This window comes from Lentzea tibetensis (genome assembly GCF_007845675.1).
GTDB classification, from domain to species: Bacteria; Actinomycetota; Actinomycetes; order Mycobacteriales; family Pseudonocardiaceae; genus Lentzea; species Lentzea tibetensis.
Window position 1 is genome coordinate 306,789 of record NZ_VOBR01000001.1, and the last position, 12,584, is coordinate 319,372.

15 protein-coding genes are annotated in these 12,584 nt (G+C 69.9%); 8 read left to right on the plus strand and 7 right to left on the minus strand.

What is annotated here, in order from left to right; all coding sequences use genetic code 11:
• Nucleotide 1: 1 nt before the first annotated feature.
• Genes FKR81_RS01350 through FKR81_RS01360 form a run of 3 tightly spaced genes read left to right on the plus strand, consistent with a single transcriptional unit; the run spans nucleotide 2 to nucleotide 1,529 of the window.
• Nucleotides 2–331: a hydrogenase maturation nickel metallochaperone HypA/HybF gene (locus FKR81_RS01350; protein ID WP_146349016.1), complete on the plus strand. Its 330-nt coding sequence runs from the start codon at nucleotides 2–4 to the stop codon at nucleotides 329–331.
• A gap of 1 nt (nucleotide 332) precedes the next feature.
• A complete protein-coding gene (gene hypB / locus FKR81_RS01355) occupies nucleotides 333–1,031 on the plus strand; it encodes a hydrogenase nickel incorporation protein HypB (protein WP_146349017.1) in 699 nt (232 codons plus the stop codon).
• Between the two features lie 9 nt (nucleotides 1,032–1,040).
• On the plus strand, nucleotides 1,041–1,529 hold the full coding sequence (locus FKR81_RS01360) for a hypothetical protein (RefSeq protein WP_146349018.1): 489 nt from the start codon (nucleotides 1,041–1,043) through the stop codon (nucleotides 1,527–1,529).
• On the opposite strand, the gene FKR81_RS01365 is transcribed toward FKR81_RS01360, so the two are convergent.
• From FKR81_RS01365 to FKR81_RS01375, 3 genes are read right to left on the minus strand one after another with little or no spacing between them, the layout of a single operon-like run.
• A complete protein-coding gene (locus tag FKR81_RS01365; RefSeq protein ID WP_146349019.1) occupies nucleotides 1,526–2,521 on the minus strand; it encodes an NAD(P)-dependent alcohol dehydrogenase in 996 nt (331 codons plus the stop codon). The genes FKR81_RS01360 and FKR81_RS01365 overlap by 4 nt on opposite strands.
• A gap of 43 nt (nucleotides 2,522–2,564) precedes the next feature.
• Complete coding sequence (locus tag FKR81_RS01370) at nucleotides 2,565–2,954, minus strand: tellurite resistance TerB family protein (RefSeq protein ID WP_146349020.1); 390 nt, start codon at nucleotides 2,952–2,954, stop codon at nucleotides 2,565–2,567.
• Between the two features lie 25 nt (nucleotides 2,955–2,979).
• Entirely contained in the window at nucleotides 2,980–3,441 is a 462-nt protein-coding gene (locus FKR81_RS01375) for an SRPBCC family protein (protein ID WP_146349021.1), read from the minus strand.
• Between the two features lie 28 nt (nucleotides 3,442–3,469).
• On the opposite strand from FKR81_RS01375, the gene FKR81_RS01380 reads away from it, so the two are divergent.
• Entirely contained in the window at nucleotides 3,470–4,216 is a 747-nt protein-coding gene (locus FKR81_RS01380) for an SDR family NAD(P)-dependent oxidoreductase (RefSeq protein WP_146349022.1), read from the plus strand.
• 3 nt (nucleotides 4,217–4,219) lie between these two features.
• Here FKR81_RS01380 and FKR81_RS01385 read toward each other — a convergent pair whose 3' ends face one another.
• The 4 genes from FKR81_RS01385 to FKR81_RS01400 form a co-directional block, all read right to left on the minus strand.
• On the minus strand, nucleotides 4,220–4,549 hold the full coding sequence (locus FKR81_RS01385; protein WP_146349023.1) for a plasmid stabilization protein: 330 nt from the start codon (nucleotides 4,547–4,549) through the stop codon (nucleotides 4,220–4,222).
• Complete coding sequence (locus FKR81_RS01390; protein ID WP_146349024.1) at nucleotides 4,518–5,267, minus strand: SAM-dependent methyltransferase; 750 nt, start codon at nucleotides 5,265–5,267, stop codon at nucleotides 4,518–4,520. The genes FKR81_RS01385 and FKR81_RS01390 overlap by 32 nt, the downstream gene beginning before the upstream one ends.
• Nucleotides 5,264–5,716, minus strand: coding sequence for a hypothetical protein (locus FKR81_RS01395; protein WP_146349025.1), 453 nt, complete (start codon nucleotides 5,714–5,716; stop codon nucleotides 5,264–5,266). The genes FKR81_RS01390 and FKR81_RS01395 overlap by 4 nt, the downstream gene beginning before the upstream one ends.
• 212 nt (nucleotides 5,717–5,928) lie before the next feature.
• Nucleotides 5,929–7,074: a sugar efflux transporter gene (locus tag FKR81_RS01400; RefSeq protein ID WP_235921181.1), complete on the minus strand. Its 1,146-nt coding sequence runs from the start codon at nucleotides 7,072–7,074 to the stop codon at nucleotides 5,929–5,931.
• Nucleotides 7,075–7,448: 374 nt separating this feature from the next.
• Between FKR81_RS01400 and FKR81_RS01405 the strand changes: the two genes are divergently transcribed.
• Genes FKR81_RS01405 through FKR81_RS01420 form a run of 4 tightly spaced genes read left to right on the plus strand, consistent with a single transcriptional unit; the run spans nucleotide 7,449 to nucleotide 12,541 of the window.
• Nucleotides 7,449–8,315 carry an ABC transporter permease gene (locus tag FKR81_RS01405; protein ID WP_146349179.1) on the plus strand — a complete coding sequence of 289 codons (867 nt, stop codon included), beginning with the start codon at nucleotides 7,449–7,451 and terminating at the stop codon, nucleotides 8,313–8,315.
• On the plus strand, nucleotides 8,315–9,304 hold the full coding sequence (locus FKR81_RS01410) for an ABC transporter permease (RefSeq protein WP_146349026.1): 990 nt from the start codon (nucleotides 8,315–8,317) through the stop codon (nucleotides 9,302–9,304). The genes FKR81_RS01405 and FKR81_RS01410 overlap by 1 nt, the downstream gene beginning before the upstream one ends.
• Nucleotides 9,305–9,317: 13 nt before the next feature.
• A complete protein-coding gene (locus FKR81_RS01415; RefSeq protein WP_407936495.1) occupies nucleotides 9,318–10,979 on the plus strand; it encodes an ABC transporter substrate-binding protein in 1,662 nt (553 codons plus the stop codon).
• On the plus strand, nucleotides 10,976–12,541 hold the full coding sequence (locus FKR81_RS01420) for an ABC transporter ATP-binding protein (protein ID WP_146349027.1): 1,566 nt from the start codon (nucleotides 10,976–10,978) through the stop codon (nucleotides 12,539–12,541). The genes FKR81_RS01415 and FKR81_RS01420 overlap by 4 nt, the downstream gene beginning before the upstream one ends.
• The last annotated feature ends 43 nt before the right edge of the window (nucleotides 12,542–12,584 follow it).

Consider the following 12,584-nt stretch of genomic DNA (forward strand, 5'->3'; position numbering starts at 1 on the left):
CGTGCACGAACTCTCGATCATGAGCAGCGTCGTGGACACCGTGCGCGAGCGGGTCCCCGATGCCACGGTGACCTGCGTGCGGATGGAGATCGGGAAGCTCTCCGGTGTGCTCGTCGACTCGGTCCTGTTCTGCTTCGACGTCGTCGTCGCGGGAACGAACCTCGAAGGCGCGTCGCTCGACATCAGCTCGCCACCCGGCCGTGCCCGCTGCCGGGCGTGCGGATCCTCGTTCGACCTGGACGACCTGATCTTCCTCTGCTCGTGCGGCAGCGCCGACGTCCAGGTGCTGTCCGGACGGGAACTGCGGATCACATCGGTGGAGGTGGCCTGACATGTGCGCGACCTGCGGCTGCTCGGAGGAGACTCACACGGTCGTTCTCGAACAGGACGTGCTGGCCAAGAACAACCACCTGGCCGAGCACAACCGCGCCTGGCTCGCGGCCAGGAACGTGCTGGCGCTCAACATCATGAGCTCGCCGGGCGCGGGCAAGACGACGTTGCTCGAACGCACGATCCGCTCGCTCGGCGGCGCGCCGGTCATCTCGGTGATCGAGGGCGACCAGGAGACCCGGTTCGACGCGGACCGCATCCGCACGACCGGCTGCGAGGTGGTGCAGATCAACACCGGCGCCGGCTGCCACCTCGACGCGTCGATGGTCCACAACGGACTGCACGAGCTCGACCCGCCGCGCGACTCGATCGTGCTGGTGGAGAACGTCGGCAACCTGGTGTGCCCGGCGCTGTTCGACCTCGGCGAGTCGTACCGGGTGGTGATCACGTCGGTCACCGAGGGCGCGGACAAGCCGCGCAAGTACCCGCACATGTTCGTCGTCGCGGACCTGGTGCTGCTGAACAAGGTGGACCTGTTGCCGCACGTGGACTTCGACGTCGACCGGTTCGTCTCGGACGCGCGGATGGTGCGTCCCGACGTGACCGTGCTGCCGCTGTCCGCGACGGTGGGGACCGGTGTGGACGCATGGCTGGACTGGTTGCGGGACAAGTGTGCGCGGGTGTGTGCGCCGGCTGTCTAGGCTCGCCCGATGGGTGTCACCTGGGGCGTTGTCGCCTACCCCGAAAACCACGACCGCGACGAGCTGATCTCCGCCTGGAAGGAGCTCGGCCGGTACGCGACCGACGACTACGAACTGAACATCGTGCACGGCACCGACGTGGTCTCCTTCCACGCCGAGGAGACCGGCGAGGTGACCGTGGCCGCGACCACCGCGTGGCCCGGCCTGCTGACGCGGCTCAACGGGCTGTCCTGCGGTGACGGCTCGTACGACCAGTTCGAGCAGCTCTTCGACGGCTATGAGCTCTTCGTGCCGTACTACGTGCACGACCCCAAGATCGTCGCACCCGGATCGGTGGCGGACGGCCTGCGCAGCGCGTCGATCGACGACCTGTACGGCTCCGTGGGCTGGACGGCGAAGAACTCCGAGGACCTCGACCTGGCCCGCCTGGCCGGAGAGTTGCGGGCCGCCGCACTGCTGGCCGACGAGTACCGCATGATGATCAGGGTCAACTTCTAGGGCACCAGAACGGCGCGGCCGAGAACCTTGCCCTCCGCCACCTCGTGCATCGCCTGCTCGACGTCGTCGAGCGGGAAGCACGTCGTCTCCAGCCGGACCCGGTCGCGCCGCACCAGCTCGACGAGGTCGACGAGGTCGGTGTGCGAGCCGATCTGGTTGCCCTGCACGGTGAGCTCGCGGTTGATCATGTCGAGGTGGTCGAGCCGCACTCCCCCGCCGTAGCCGACGATCGAGTACAGCCCGCCCTTGCGCAACACGTCCATCGCCCGCTGCGGCACGTCCCCTTCGCCGACCAGGTCGAGCACGACGTCCGCTTCGAGCCCGTCCAGCGATGATGCTGTCCGGTCGGGTCCGAACTCCTCGGCCCAGCGCAACCGCTCCTCGCTGGTGTCGACGACCACGACCTCCGCGCTGGTGTACTCGCGCAGCAACTGGATCGCGAGGTGCCCGAGCCCGCCGAACCCGATCACCACCACGGTCGCGCCGGGCCGCGTGAACGGCACCAGCCGCTTGACCGCGTGGATCGCCGTGAGCCCGGCGTCCGCGTGCGGCGCGAGTCGCGTCGGGTTCGTGCCGTCGGGCAGCTTGACGAGTGCCCGCGCCGTGGTGCGCATCAGCTCGGCGTAGCCGCCGTCCCACCCGTCCACGCCGGGGAACCGCCAGCTCCCGCAGTGCATGTCGTTGCCCGACCGGCAACCCGCGCAGTGCCCGCAGGTGACGGCCGGGTGCACGATCACCGGGTCGCCCGGCCGGACCGTGGTCACCGCCGGACCCACCTCGTGCACCCAGCCCGCGTTCTCGTGGCCCAGCGTGTACGGCAGATCCGGCGTGAACGCCTCCGCCAGCTCGCCCTGGAGTATGTGCAGGTCGGTGCGGCAGATCCCGGCGCCCGCGATGCGCACCACCACGTCGTCCGGCGCCTCGATCTCGGGCTCCGGGACGTCGGTGACGCGCACGGGCTCGTGGTACGCCACAACCTGAACCGCTCGCATCACGCCATGGTAAGCGCTTTCCGCAGGCCTGTGGTGAAGCCGTTCAGACGGCCAGGGCGTCCCGCACCTTGCCCACCACTTCGTCCTCGGTCTCGGCCAGGTGACCGTCGGCCTCGGCCACCTCGCGGCAGATCGCGAGCACGGCGCCGGGGAACGTCGCGGCCTCCTCGGGCGACTTGGCGACCAGGATCTTCATCGAGCGCCGCAGCGCCTCGAGCACGCGCTCCTCGAGCTGGGCCTCCGTGCCCTCCGGCAGCTTCACGCGGGAGCTGCCCAGCACCTCGCGCAGGTCGCGCGAGAGGTTGACCATCGCCCTGATCCCGGCGAACCGCTCCTCGACCACCGGCCCAGGATCAGCGTGGGACACCAGCACCATCGCGCCGTAGACGGCCGTGCGCAGCGTCCGGCATTCCTCGTCGGAGTAGAAAATCATGCCGCCACCCTAATTCGTGCCCAGCTCATGCCCGCTCGGCTACCTCTTTCAGACGCGCGAGGGTGCTCTCGATGTTGCGCTGGTTCTCGTGGGCCCGGTCACGCACCCCCGTCGCCAGCACGGTCAACGGGCGCAGCCACGCCGCGCGGCGGTCCCACGTGCTCTCCGTGACGCGGCAGCCGGAGCCGGTGGGTTCGATGTCGTACTGCCAGCGCGACACCCGCAGCCCGAGCGCCGAGACCTCGAAGCCGAACCTGTCCGGCCAGGCGTCCGTGACCGTCGAGACCGTGCTCCACCGCAGCACGCCGCGCCGGTTCGAGCCGCGGAACCGGGCGCCGACGCGCGGTCCGTCCGCACCGCCGAGCCAGCGGCCCCTGGTGTACTCCGTCGCGAGTGAAGCCATGCCTGAGAGGTCGCTGACCAGCGCGTACACCTGTGATGCCGGAGCGGAGACCTCGATGTGCGCCTGCGCGGAGGGCGTGTCCATGCCCGGCAATCTAGTACGGTCGAAGATCATGGACCTGTCCGGACGAACCGTGCTGGTCACCGGTGCCAGCGGGAACATCGGTCACGGCATCGCGCGCCGGTTCGCCGAAGCCGGGGCGGCGGTGGTCGCGCACCACTTCGGGGGCTCGGTCGACAGCCTCGTCCACGAGATCAGGGCGGCGGGCGGCCAGGCCGCGGCGATCTCGGCCGACCTCACCGACGAGAACGACTGCGCCCGGATGGTCGACGAGGCGACAGCGTGGCGGGGCGGGCTCGACGCACTCGTCAACAACGCGGGCGTGCAGCCCGTCCAACCACTGGCCGACATGACGGCCGAGCAGTGGCGCGAGGTCGTCGACACCAACCTGACCAGCGCCTTCGCCTGCACGCAGGCCGCCGCGACAGTGATGCGGGAACGCGGTGGCTCGATCACCCACATCGCGTCGATCGAAGGCACCCGGCCGGCGCCGGGCCACGCGCACTACAGCGCGTCCAAGGCGGCGCTGATCATGCACGCCCGGTCGGCCGCACTGGAGTACGGGCGGTTCGGCATCAGGGTCAACACGGTCTCCCCCGGCCTGATCAGCCGTCCCGCCATCGAGCACGACTGGCCGGACGGGGTGCGCCGCTGGCAGGAGGCCGCGCCGCTCACCAGGCTCGGCACCCCGGAGGACGTGGGCAACGCCTGCGTCTTCCTCGCCTCCGGGCACGCCGCGTGGATCACGGGACACGACCTCGTCGTCGACGGCGGCGTCAGCGCCCGCCCGACCTGGTGACGGTCAGCGGCCGAGCGCCTTCACCAACTCGCTCTTCGTCATCTTCGAGCGGCCCTTGATGTTCCGCTTGCGAGCCTCGTTGTAGAGCTGGTCGCGGGTGGGCCCCTTGGGCCCCTGCTTGCCGGACCGCAGGCCACCGCGGCGCTGCGGCGACATGTCCTCGGTCGACGTCCGGCTCGCTTCCTTGGCCTCGCCGCTCTGCGCGCGGTTCTTGTTCACCGTCCGCGCGGCGATCTCCTCGGCGCGGTCCTCGCCGGCGCCGCGCTTCTTCGCCGACGACTTGATGTGCTTGTACTGCCGTTCACGCTTGTCGCTCCACTGCTGCTGCGGCACGAACGCCACCTCCCGGTCGCGAGCCCACACCTCCGGCAACAGTCGCGTACCCGAGCGGCAGCGGCAGCAAACCGGACGGCTCCCAGGCCCCGAGCAGCCGCGCGAACTGCGCGCTGTTCCGGTCGGCCACGGTGATCCCGAACCGGCTGAACAGTCGCGCGAGCTGCTGCCGTTGCACCGGGGAGAGCCGCTCACCCGACACGTGCGAGGCGGCGAGCAGGCTCCCCGGTGCACAGCGCGCCCGGTACTCGGTGATGGCGGAGGTGGGGTCGGGCACGTGGTGCAGCACCGCGCCCATGAGCAGCCCGACCGGCTCGTCGGGGTCGATCAGCCAGTGCCGCATCACCGCGCCGACGTCGCGCAGGTCGGCCTGGACGGCGTCGGCGATCAGCTGGTTCCGGATGTGCAGCCGGTTGCACTCCACGACGACCGGATCGGTGTCCACGTAGAGAACCCGGCACGTGGGGGCGATCTCGTGCGTCGCGATCACCGAGGGCACGCCGCAGCCGAGGTCGATGATCTGACGCACCCCGGCGGCGACCATGCGCAGCACGGCCTCCCGGACGAACGACCGGCTCGCCCGCGCCCACGTCCGGGCCTGCGGAGCGATCTTCAGGATGCGCGTGGCCACGACCCGGTCGAGCGCGAAGTTGTAGCCACCGCCGAGCAGGTGGTCGTAGACACCGGCCGTCAGCACCGAGTCCAGCGCGGTGGTCATTCCGATGCCACCGCCAGCTTGGTCGCGACGATCACGGCCGACCAGGACGGCAGCACGCAGTACGGCCGCGGCATCTCGACCCACCGCCACGCGTCGTTCTCGCAGCCGGACGGGATGACCACCTGGCCGCCCCTCGGGACCAGCTGAACGCGTGCGCTGCGCAGCGCGGCGGGGAGCAGCGGACGGGCCGCGTGCAGGGTGAGGAACGTGTACCACCGGCCGCCGGGCACCGTCGCCACAGGTCCGGCCAGCAGTGCGATGCGGAGCTGCGCGAGCACGACCACGCCGATGCGGGCCGGCATGGTGATCGCGTCGACGTCCCGTCCGACCGGCATGACGAGCCGCTGGTTGCCCACGTCCAGCGACACCCGCCAGCCGAGGGTCTCCTCGTACCAGGACTTCGCGTCGGACAGCTCTCGCAGCGAGTCGAGCTGCGAAGTGACGTTCATGAGAGACGGCCTCCCGCCGAAAGGCAAAGGGGGCCGACCCGCGCCGCACCCGGAGCGGGGGTAACCGGTGCGGCACGGGTCGGCAGGTGCGGTGCCGGAGCTTGCCCACGGACTGCGACACCGAAGACTTCGTGCGGTACCGACTCTGGCCCCGCCGGATGCGCGAAACATCCGTCCGGTGACGTAGACGCGAACGGGAGACGTACGCGTTTTCAGCGGGGGCGACGTACGAACGCCAGCAGCGTCACGCCCAGAACGCACATGGTCAGGCTGATCGCGTACGTGTAGCGGAAACCCACCGCCTGGGCCACGCCGAGCAGCGGCCCTGCGAGCATGCCGCCCGCGGTGGCGGTGTTGCTGAACAGCGTCGACGCGTGCCCCGGCCGCGTCGGCTCGAGGCTCTGGAAGTACGAGATGCCGACGCCCATCACGGCCGAGATCGCCGCCGCGTGCAGCAGCTGCGCGCCCGCGACCTGCCAGATCCCGGTCGTCGTCAGCATGGTCGCGTGGTAGGTGATCGCGACGGCCGCACCGGCCAGCACGATCAGGTGCAGGTCCTTGCGCGTCGCGAGCGCACCCAGCCACAGCATCAGCGGGATCTCCAGTGCCGCGCACAGCCCGAGCACCAGTCCCGCGTCGCCCGCGGTGCCGTGCAGCTCGGTCGTGACGAACAGCGGGAGCCCGGACACCGCCAGGCCGGTCGCGCCCTGGAGCAGCACGAACGCCGCGACCACCTGCGGGATCCGCTGCCCGCGCACCGGTGCGTCGTCCTGCGGCGCGGCCTCCACGGCGACCGTGGACGGCAGCAGCAGCGACAGTCCCGCGACCACCACGTACAGCACGGCCGTGCTGACGTAGAGACCGGTGAACCCCCACGTGGCGACCAGCAGCGCGGCCACCGGCGGTCCCGCGACCCAGGCCACCGAGAACAGCGTCCGCAGGCTGCTGATCACGAACGGACCGCTGCGTTCGAGCCCGCGCGCGTACGCGAAGATCATCGGCATCAGCGAGCTCGCGACGGCGACGAACGTCGCGGAGGCGCCGAGCAGGAACCAGTAGTCGCGCAGCACCGCGAAGAGCGCGGCACCCGCCGCACCCGCCAGCCCGCCGATGACCATCAGCGTGCGCCGTTGCATCCGGGTGTCGGACAGTCTGCCGACCACCGTGCTGGCGACCACCGACGCGACCGGCGTGATCAGCATGAACGTGCCGAGCGCCAGCGGCGACACCCCCACCTCGGTGGTGAGGAAGAGCGAGCCGAACGGCATCGCGAACGCGGTGGAGACGCCGACCGCCACGCTCACCGCCCCGAGCAGGAGCACCGGCTTGGCACCAGTGGAGGCGCGAGTGATGGTCACCCGCGCATCGTGCGTCCTCGTGGCGGTTGTTTGAAAACGGTTTCTCAAGATACGGGCTGAGGCGCGGAAGGCTCAGTTTCTGTCAACACTGAAACTATCGAGCTGACTGTAGCTGCGGGATGCTCGTCGGCGGCGCTGTCGCCCATGCGGGTGGAGTTCCACTGTGGACCGTCCTGGCCGGACTTCTCGTCGGCCGACCGCGTTGCTGGCGGTGCTCGGCGTCGCCTGGTGGCTCCGGCACAGACGGAATCCCAGATCCTGAGAGGTGGTCAGGACCTGTTCGCCGACTGCTTATCGTGCTCACACCCCCAGATCAAGGCAGGTAACCGTTGTCCGCTCCAGTCGCGCAGTCCGTGCCTGCCGCGATCCTGCGCATGCTGCGCCGGGACCGCTGGGCGCTCGCGGGCGCCGTCACGGTGACCGTCATCGGGTTCGTCGCGGTCTTCGCGACCCTGCTGACGACGATCGCGGGCCACGACCCGTACACCTACGACTCGGCCGCGCTCGACCCGGCGACCGGCCAACCGGCCGGTGTGCTCGGCGGCATCAGCGGCGACCACTGGTTCGGCGTGGAGCCGCTGACGGGGCGCGACCTGTTCGCCATCGTGGTGCACGGCACGCGCACGTCGTTCTTCATCGGTATCGCGTCCACTGTGGTCTCCGTGGTGCTGGGCGTGCTGGTGGGCGCGGCGGCCGGCTACCTCGGCGGGTGGACCGACCGGATCGTCACGTGGGCGGTCGACGTGTTCCTCGGGTTCCCCTACCTGGTGTTCATGATCGCGATCAGCATGGTGGCGCCGCCGGAGATCCCCAAGCCGCTGCTGCTGATCGTGGTCATCGGCTTCTTCGGCTGGCCCGGCATCGCGCGCATCGTGCGGGCGCAGACGCTCACGCTCAAGCAGCGCAACTTCGTCGCCGCCGCCCGCACGCTCGGCGCGGGTCCGTGGCACGTGTTCCGCACCGAGCTGCTGCCGAACCTGTGGGCGCCGATCATCGTGGTGGCGACGTTGTCCGTGCCCAGCAGGATCGGCCTGGAGGCGGCGCTGTCGTTCCTCGGCGTCGGCGTGCCGGTGCCGACGCCCAGCTGGGGCCGTTCGATCTCCGAGGCGATCCAGTGGGTCGGCACCGACCCGATGCTGCTGATCTTCCCCGGCCTGGCGCTGTTCCTGACGACGTGGGGGTTCAACGTGTTCGGCGACGGGCTGCGCGACGCGCTCGACCCCAAGTCCGGGGTCCGCTGATGCTCAGACTGATCGCGCAGCGCATCGGCGGGATGCTGCTGGTGCTGCTCATCGTGGCGTTCTGCACGTTCGCCGTGTTCTACCTCGTGCCGTCGGATCCGGCACAGCTCGCCTGCGGACGGCCGTGCACCGAGCAGAACCTCGCGCTGGCGCGGGAGTTCATGGGCATGGACTCCCCGTGGTGGCGGCAGTTCACCGACTTCCTCGTGGGCGTCGCCGCGGGCCGCACGTTCGGCTCCGGCGCGACCGCGATCCACTGCGCCGCACCGTGCTTCGGCTACTCGTTCCAGCAGAACACCGACGTGGTCACGCTGATCGCCGAACGCGTGCCGGTGACGTTCTCGCTCGCGATCGGCGCGGCGGTGCTGTGGCTGGTGTTCGGCATCGGGCTCGGCGTGCTGGCGGCGTTGCGGCGCGGCACCGCGTTCGACCGGATCGCGCTCGCCGCGTCCGTCGCCGGCGTGTCCGCACCGGTGTACCTGGTGGGCCTGCTGGGGATCCTGGTGTTCGGCTTCACGCTGGACGTGGTCCCGGTCGGCGGGTACGTGCCGTTCAGCGAGAGCCCGGTCGACTGGGCGTGGCGGCTGGTCATGCCGTGGATCGTGCTCGCGTTCCTGCACGCCGCGTTCTACGTGCGGCTGGTGCGATCGCAGATGCTCGAGACGCTGAACGAGGACTTCATCCGCACGGCGCGCGCCAAGGGGCTGTCCGAGTCGAAGGTCGTCGGCAAGCACGCGCTGCGCAACGTGCTGCTGCCGGTGGTGACGCTCGTCGGCATCGACCTCGGCGGCCTGCTCGGCGGTGCGGTGATCACCGAGTCCGTGTTCAGCCTGCCGGGTCTCGGCGGGCTGCTGATCAACGCGGTGCACAGCCGCGACCTGCCGCTCGTGCTGGGCTGCACCTTGTTCGCAGGCTTCCTGGTCGTCGTCGCGAACGCGCTCGTCGACCTGTGCTACGGCGTGCTCGATCCCCGAGCACGTCTCACCTGAGGGGAGAGATCCGGTGTTGCACAAGAGACTTCTCGCCGTGGCGCTCGCGGCCGTCGCCGTGACGGCGTGCGGTGCGAACGACCCGAAGCCGGGAACCGGTCAGGGCCAGCAGGCCGCGGCAGGCGGCACGCTGTACATCCTGAACCAGGGCCAGACGCAGAACTTCGACCCGGCGAAGAGCCAGAGCCTCGCGATCACCTCGCTCGGACTCGTGCACCGCAGGCTCACCGGCTGGCTCAACGCCGAGGGCAAGCAGACCGAGGTCGTCCCGGACCTCGCGGACACCGGCAAGGCGTCCAACGACGGCAAGACGTGGACGTTCACGCTCAAGGACGGCCAGAAGTTCCACGACGGCTCGCCCATCACGTCCGCTGACGTGAAGTGGGGCGTCGAGCGCACGTTCGCGCCCGCGTTCTCCGGTGGTCTCGGCTACCACAAGCAGCTGCTCGTCGGCGGTGCCGAGTACCGCGGCCCGTTCGAGGGCAAAGAGCTCGACTCCGTCAAGACGCCCGACGCGAAGACCATCGTGTTCGAGCTGAACCGTCCGTACGGCGACTGGCCGTGGATCGCGAGCACCCCCGCGTTCGCGCCGGTGCCGAAGGGCAAGGGAGCCGAGCCGGACTACAGCGAACACCCGTTCGCGTCCGGCCCCTTCCAGGTCGCCAAGTACCAGAAGGGCGTCGAGGCGCGGCTCTCACGCAACCCGAACTGGGACAAGGCTTCCGACACGATCCGCGCCGGGCTGCCCGAGCAGGTCGTGATCCAGCTGGGCCAGGAGGCGTCGGTCGTCTCGCAGCGGCTGGCCGCGGACTCCGGCGACGACAAGTTCGCGTTCGGCTCGTCGTTCGTCTCCCCCGCGCAGCTGGCGCAACTGCAGAACAACGCGTCGGCCAAGCAGCGGGTCGTGACGTCGAAGTCCGGTGCGCTGGCCTTCCTCGCGCTGAACACGCAGAAGCTGACGAACCCCAAGGTGCGGCAGGCGTTCCAGTACGCCGTGGACAAGGCGCAGTACCAGATCGCATCCGCGGGCAACGCGCAGCTGGCCGGTGACACGGCGAGCACGCTGATCACCCAGGGCATCGTCGGGCGCGAGCAGTTCAACCTGTACGAGGCGCCGCCGAACGGCGACCAGGAGAAGGCGAAGAAGCTGCTCGCCGACGCCGGGTTCCCGAACGGGCTGGAGAACCTGGACTTCCTGGTGTCCACGGACAACAACTACCCGGAGAAGGCACAGGCACTGCAGGCGGCGCTGCTGAAGGCAGGAATCAAGACGAACATCAGGACGCTCGACGACGACGCCTACCGCGCCGAGATCACCGCCGCGGACGCGAAGTACGACCTGACGCTCGCCTCGTGGCAGCCGGACTTCCCCAGCGCCAACGCGAACATCCAGCCGCTCTTCGCGACGTCGGAGATCGGTGGCGGCGGCTACAACAGCGCGCGGTACTCGAACCCCGAGGTGGACGAGCTGATCGAGGAGGCGCAGGCCACCGTCGACCCCGCCGAGGCGGGCAAGAAGTGGGCGGCGCTGGACCGCAAGATCCTCGAGGACTCCCCCGTGGTCCCGCTGATCTACACGCGCAACTCGTTCCTGCGCGGCTCGAAGGTCGGCAACTTCTTCATCGCCGACTTCCCCGCGTACCCGAACTACCTCCAGGTCGGTATCACCCCGTGAGTCTGCTGTCCGTGGAGTCCGTCTCGGTGGACTTCGGAGCCACCCCGGCGGTCAGGGACGTCTCGTTCTCCCTGACCGCCGGGGAGGTGCTCGCCGTCGTCGGCGAGTCGGGTTCCGGCAAGACCGTGACCGCGATGTCGTTGCTGGGCCTGTTGCCCGGCACGGCATCCGTGCGCGGCAAGGCCTTCCTGAACGGCCGCGACCTGTACTCGTTGTCCCCCACCGAGCTGCGTTCGGTGCGGGGCAACGAGGTCGGGCTGGTGTTCCAGGAGCCGATGAGCGCGCTGAACCCGGTGTTCACGGTCGGCGACCAGATCGTGGAAGCCGTGCGCGCACACCGGTCCTGTTCCAAGTCCGAAGCCCGTGCACGGGCTCATGAGCTGCTCGGCCTGGTCGGGCTGCCGGTGGCGCGGTTCAGGGCGTACCCGCACGAGATGTCCGGTGGGCAGCTGCAGCGCGTGGTGATCGCGATGGCCGTGGCGAACGAGCCGTCGCTGCTGATCGCGGACGAGCCCACGACCGCGCTGGACGTCACGGTGCAGGCCGAGATCCTGGCGCTGCTGCGCGACCTGCGGGGCCGCCTGGACGCGGCGATCCTGCTGATCACGCACGACATGGGCGTGGTGGCGGACATCGCGGACCGGGTCGTGGTGATGCACGACGGGCGCGTGGTCGAGCAGGGTCCGGTCTTCGAGATCTTCGCTTCGCCGCAGGAGGAGTACACGCGGCAGCTGCTCGCGTCGGTCATCTCGCTCGGGTCGGCCGCCCGTCCCGCGCGGGTGGTCGACACGCCGGTGCTGCGACTCGACTCCCTTTCGGTGCACTACAAGAAGTTCCGCGCGGTCGACGACGTGAGCCTGGAGATCGGGCGGGGCGAGGTGCTCGGCCTGGTCGGTGAGTCCGGGTCAGGGAAGAGCACCATCGCCGGGGCGATCACCGGGCTCGTGCCTTCCTACGACGGCACGATCACGTTGTCCGGGCAGGACATCTCGTCGTTGCGCGGCTCTTCGCTGAAGAAGGTGCGCGGACGGATCGGCCTGGTGTTCCAGGATCCGCTGTCGTCGTTGAACCCGCGCGCCACGATCGCGCGCAGCATCGCGCAACCACTGCTGCTGCACACGTCGTTGCGCGGCTCGGCGCTCGACCAGCGCGTCGACGCGCTGCTGGACGCCGTGCAGTTGTCGGCCGCGCTGCGGTCGCGGTACCCGCACGAGCTGTCGGGCGGGCAGCGGCAGCGGGTGGGCATCGCGCGGGCGATCGCGCTCGACCCCGACCTGCTGATCGCGGACGAGCCCACCTCCGCGCTGGACGTGTCCGTGCAGGCCCGGATCCTCGACCTGTTCCGGTCGTTGCAGGAGTCGCTGAAGTTCGCCTGCCTGTTCATCAGCCACGACCTGGCGGTCGTCGAACAGCTGGCCGACCGGGTGGCGGTGCTGCACTCGGGCCGCGTCGTCGAGCAGGGCACGCACGTGTTCTCCGCGCCGGCAGATCCGTACACGCAACGCCTGGTCGCGGCGGCTCCGGTGGCCGATCCGGTGGTCCAGCGGGCCAGACGCTCCTGATTTTGTCGGTGCTCGTCGGCACAATCATCCCCATGACCCGACC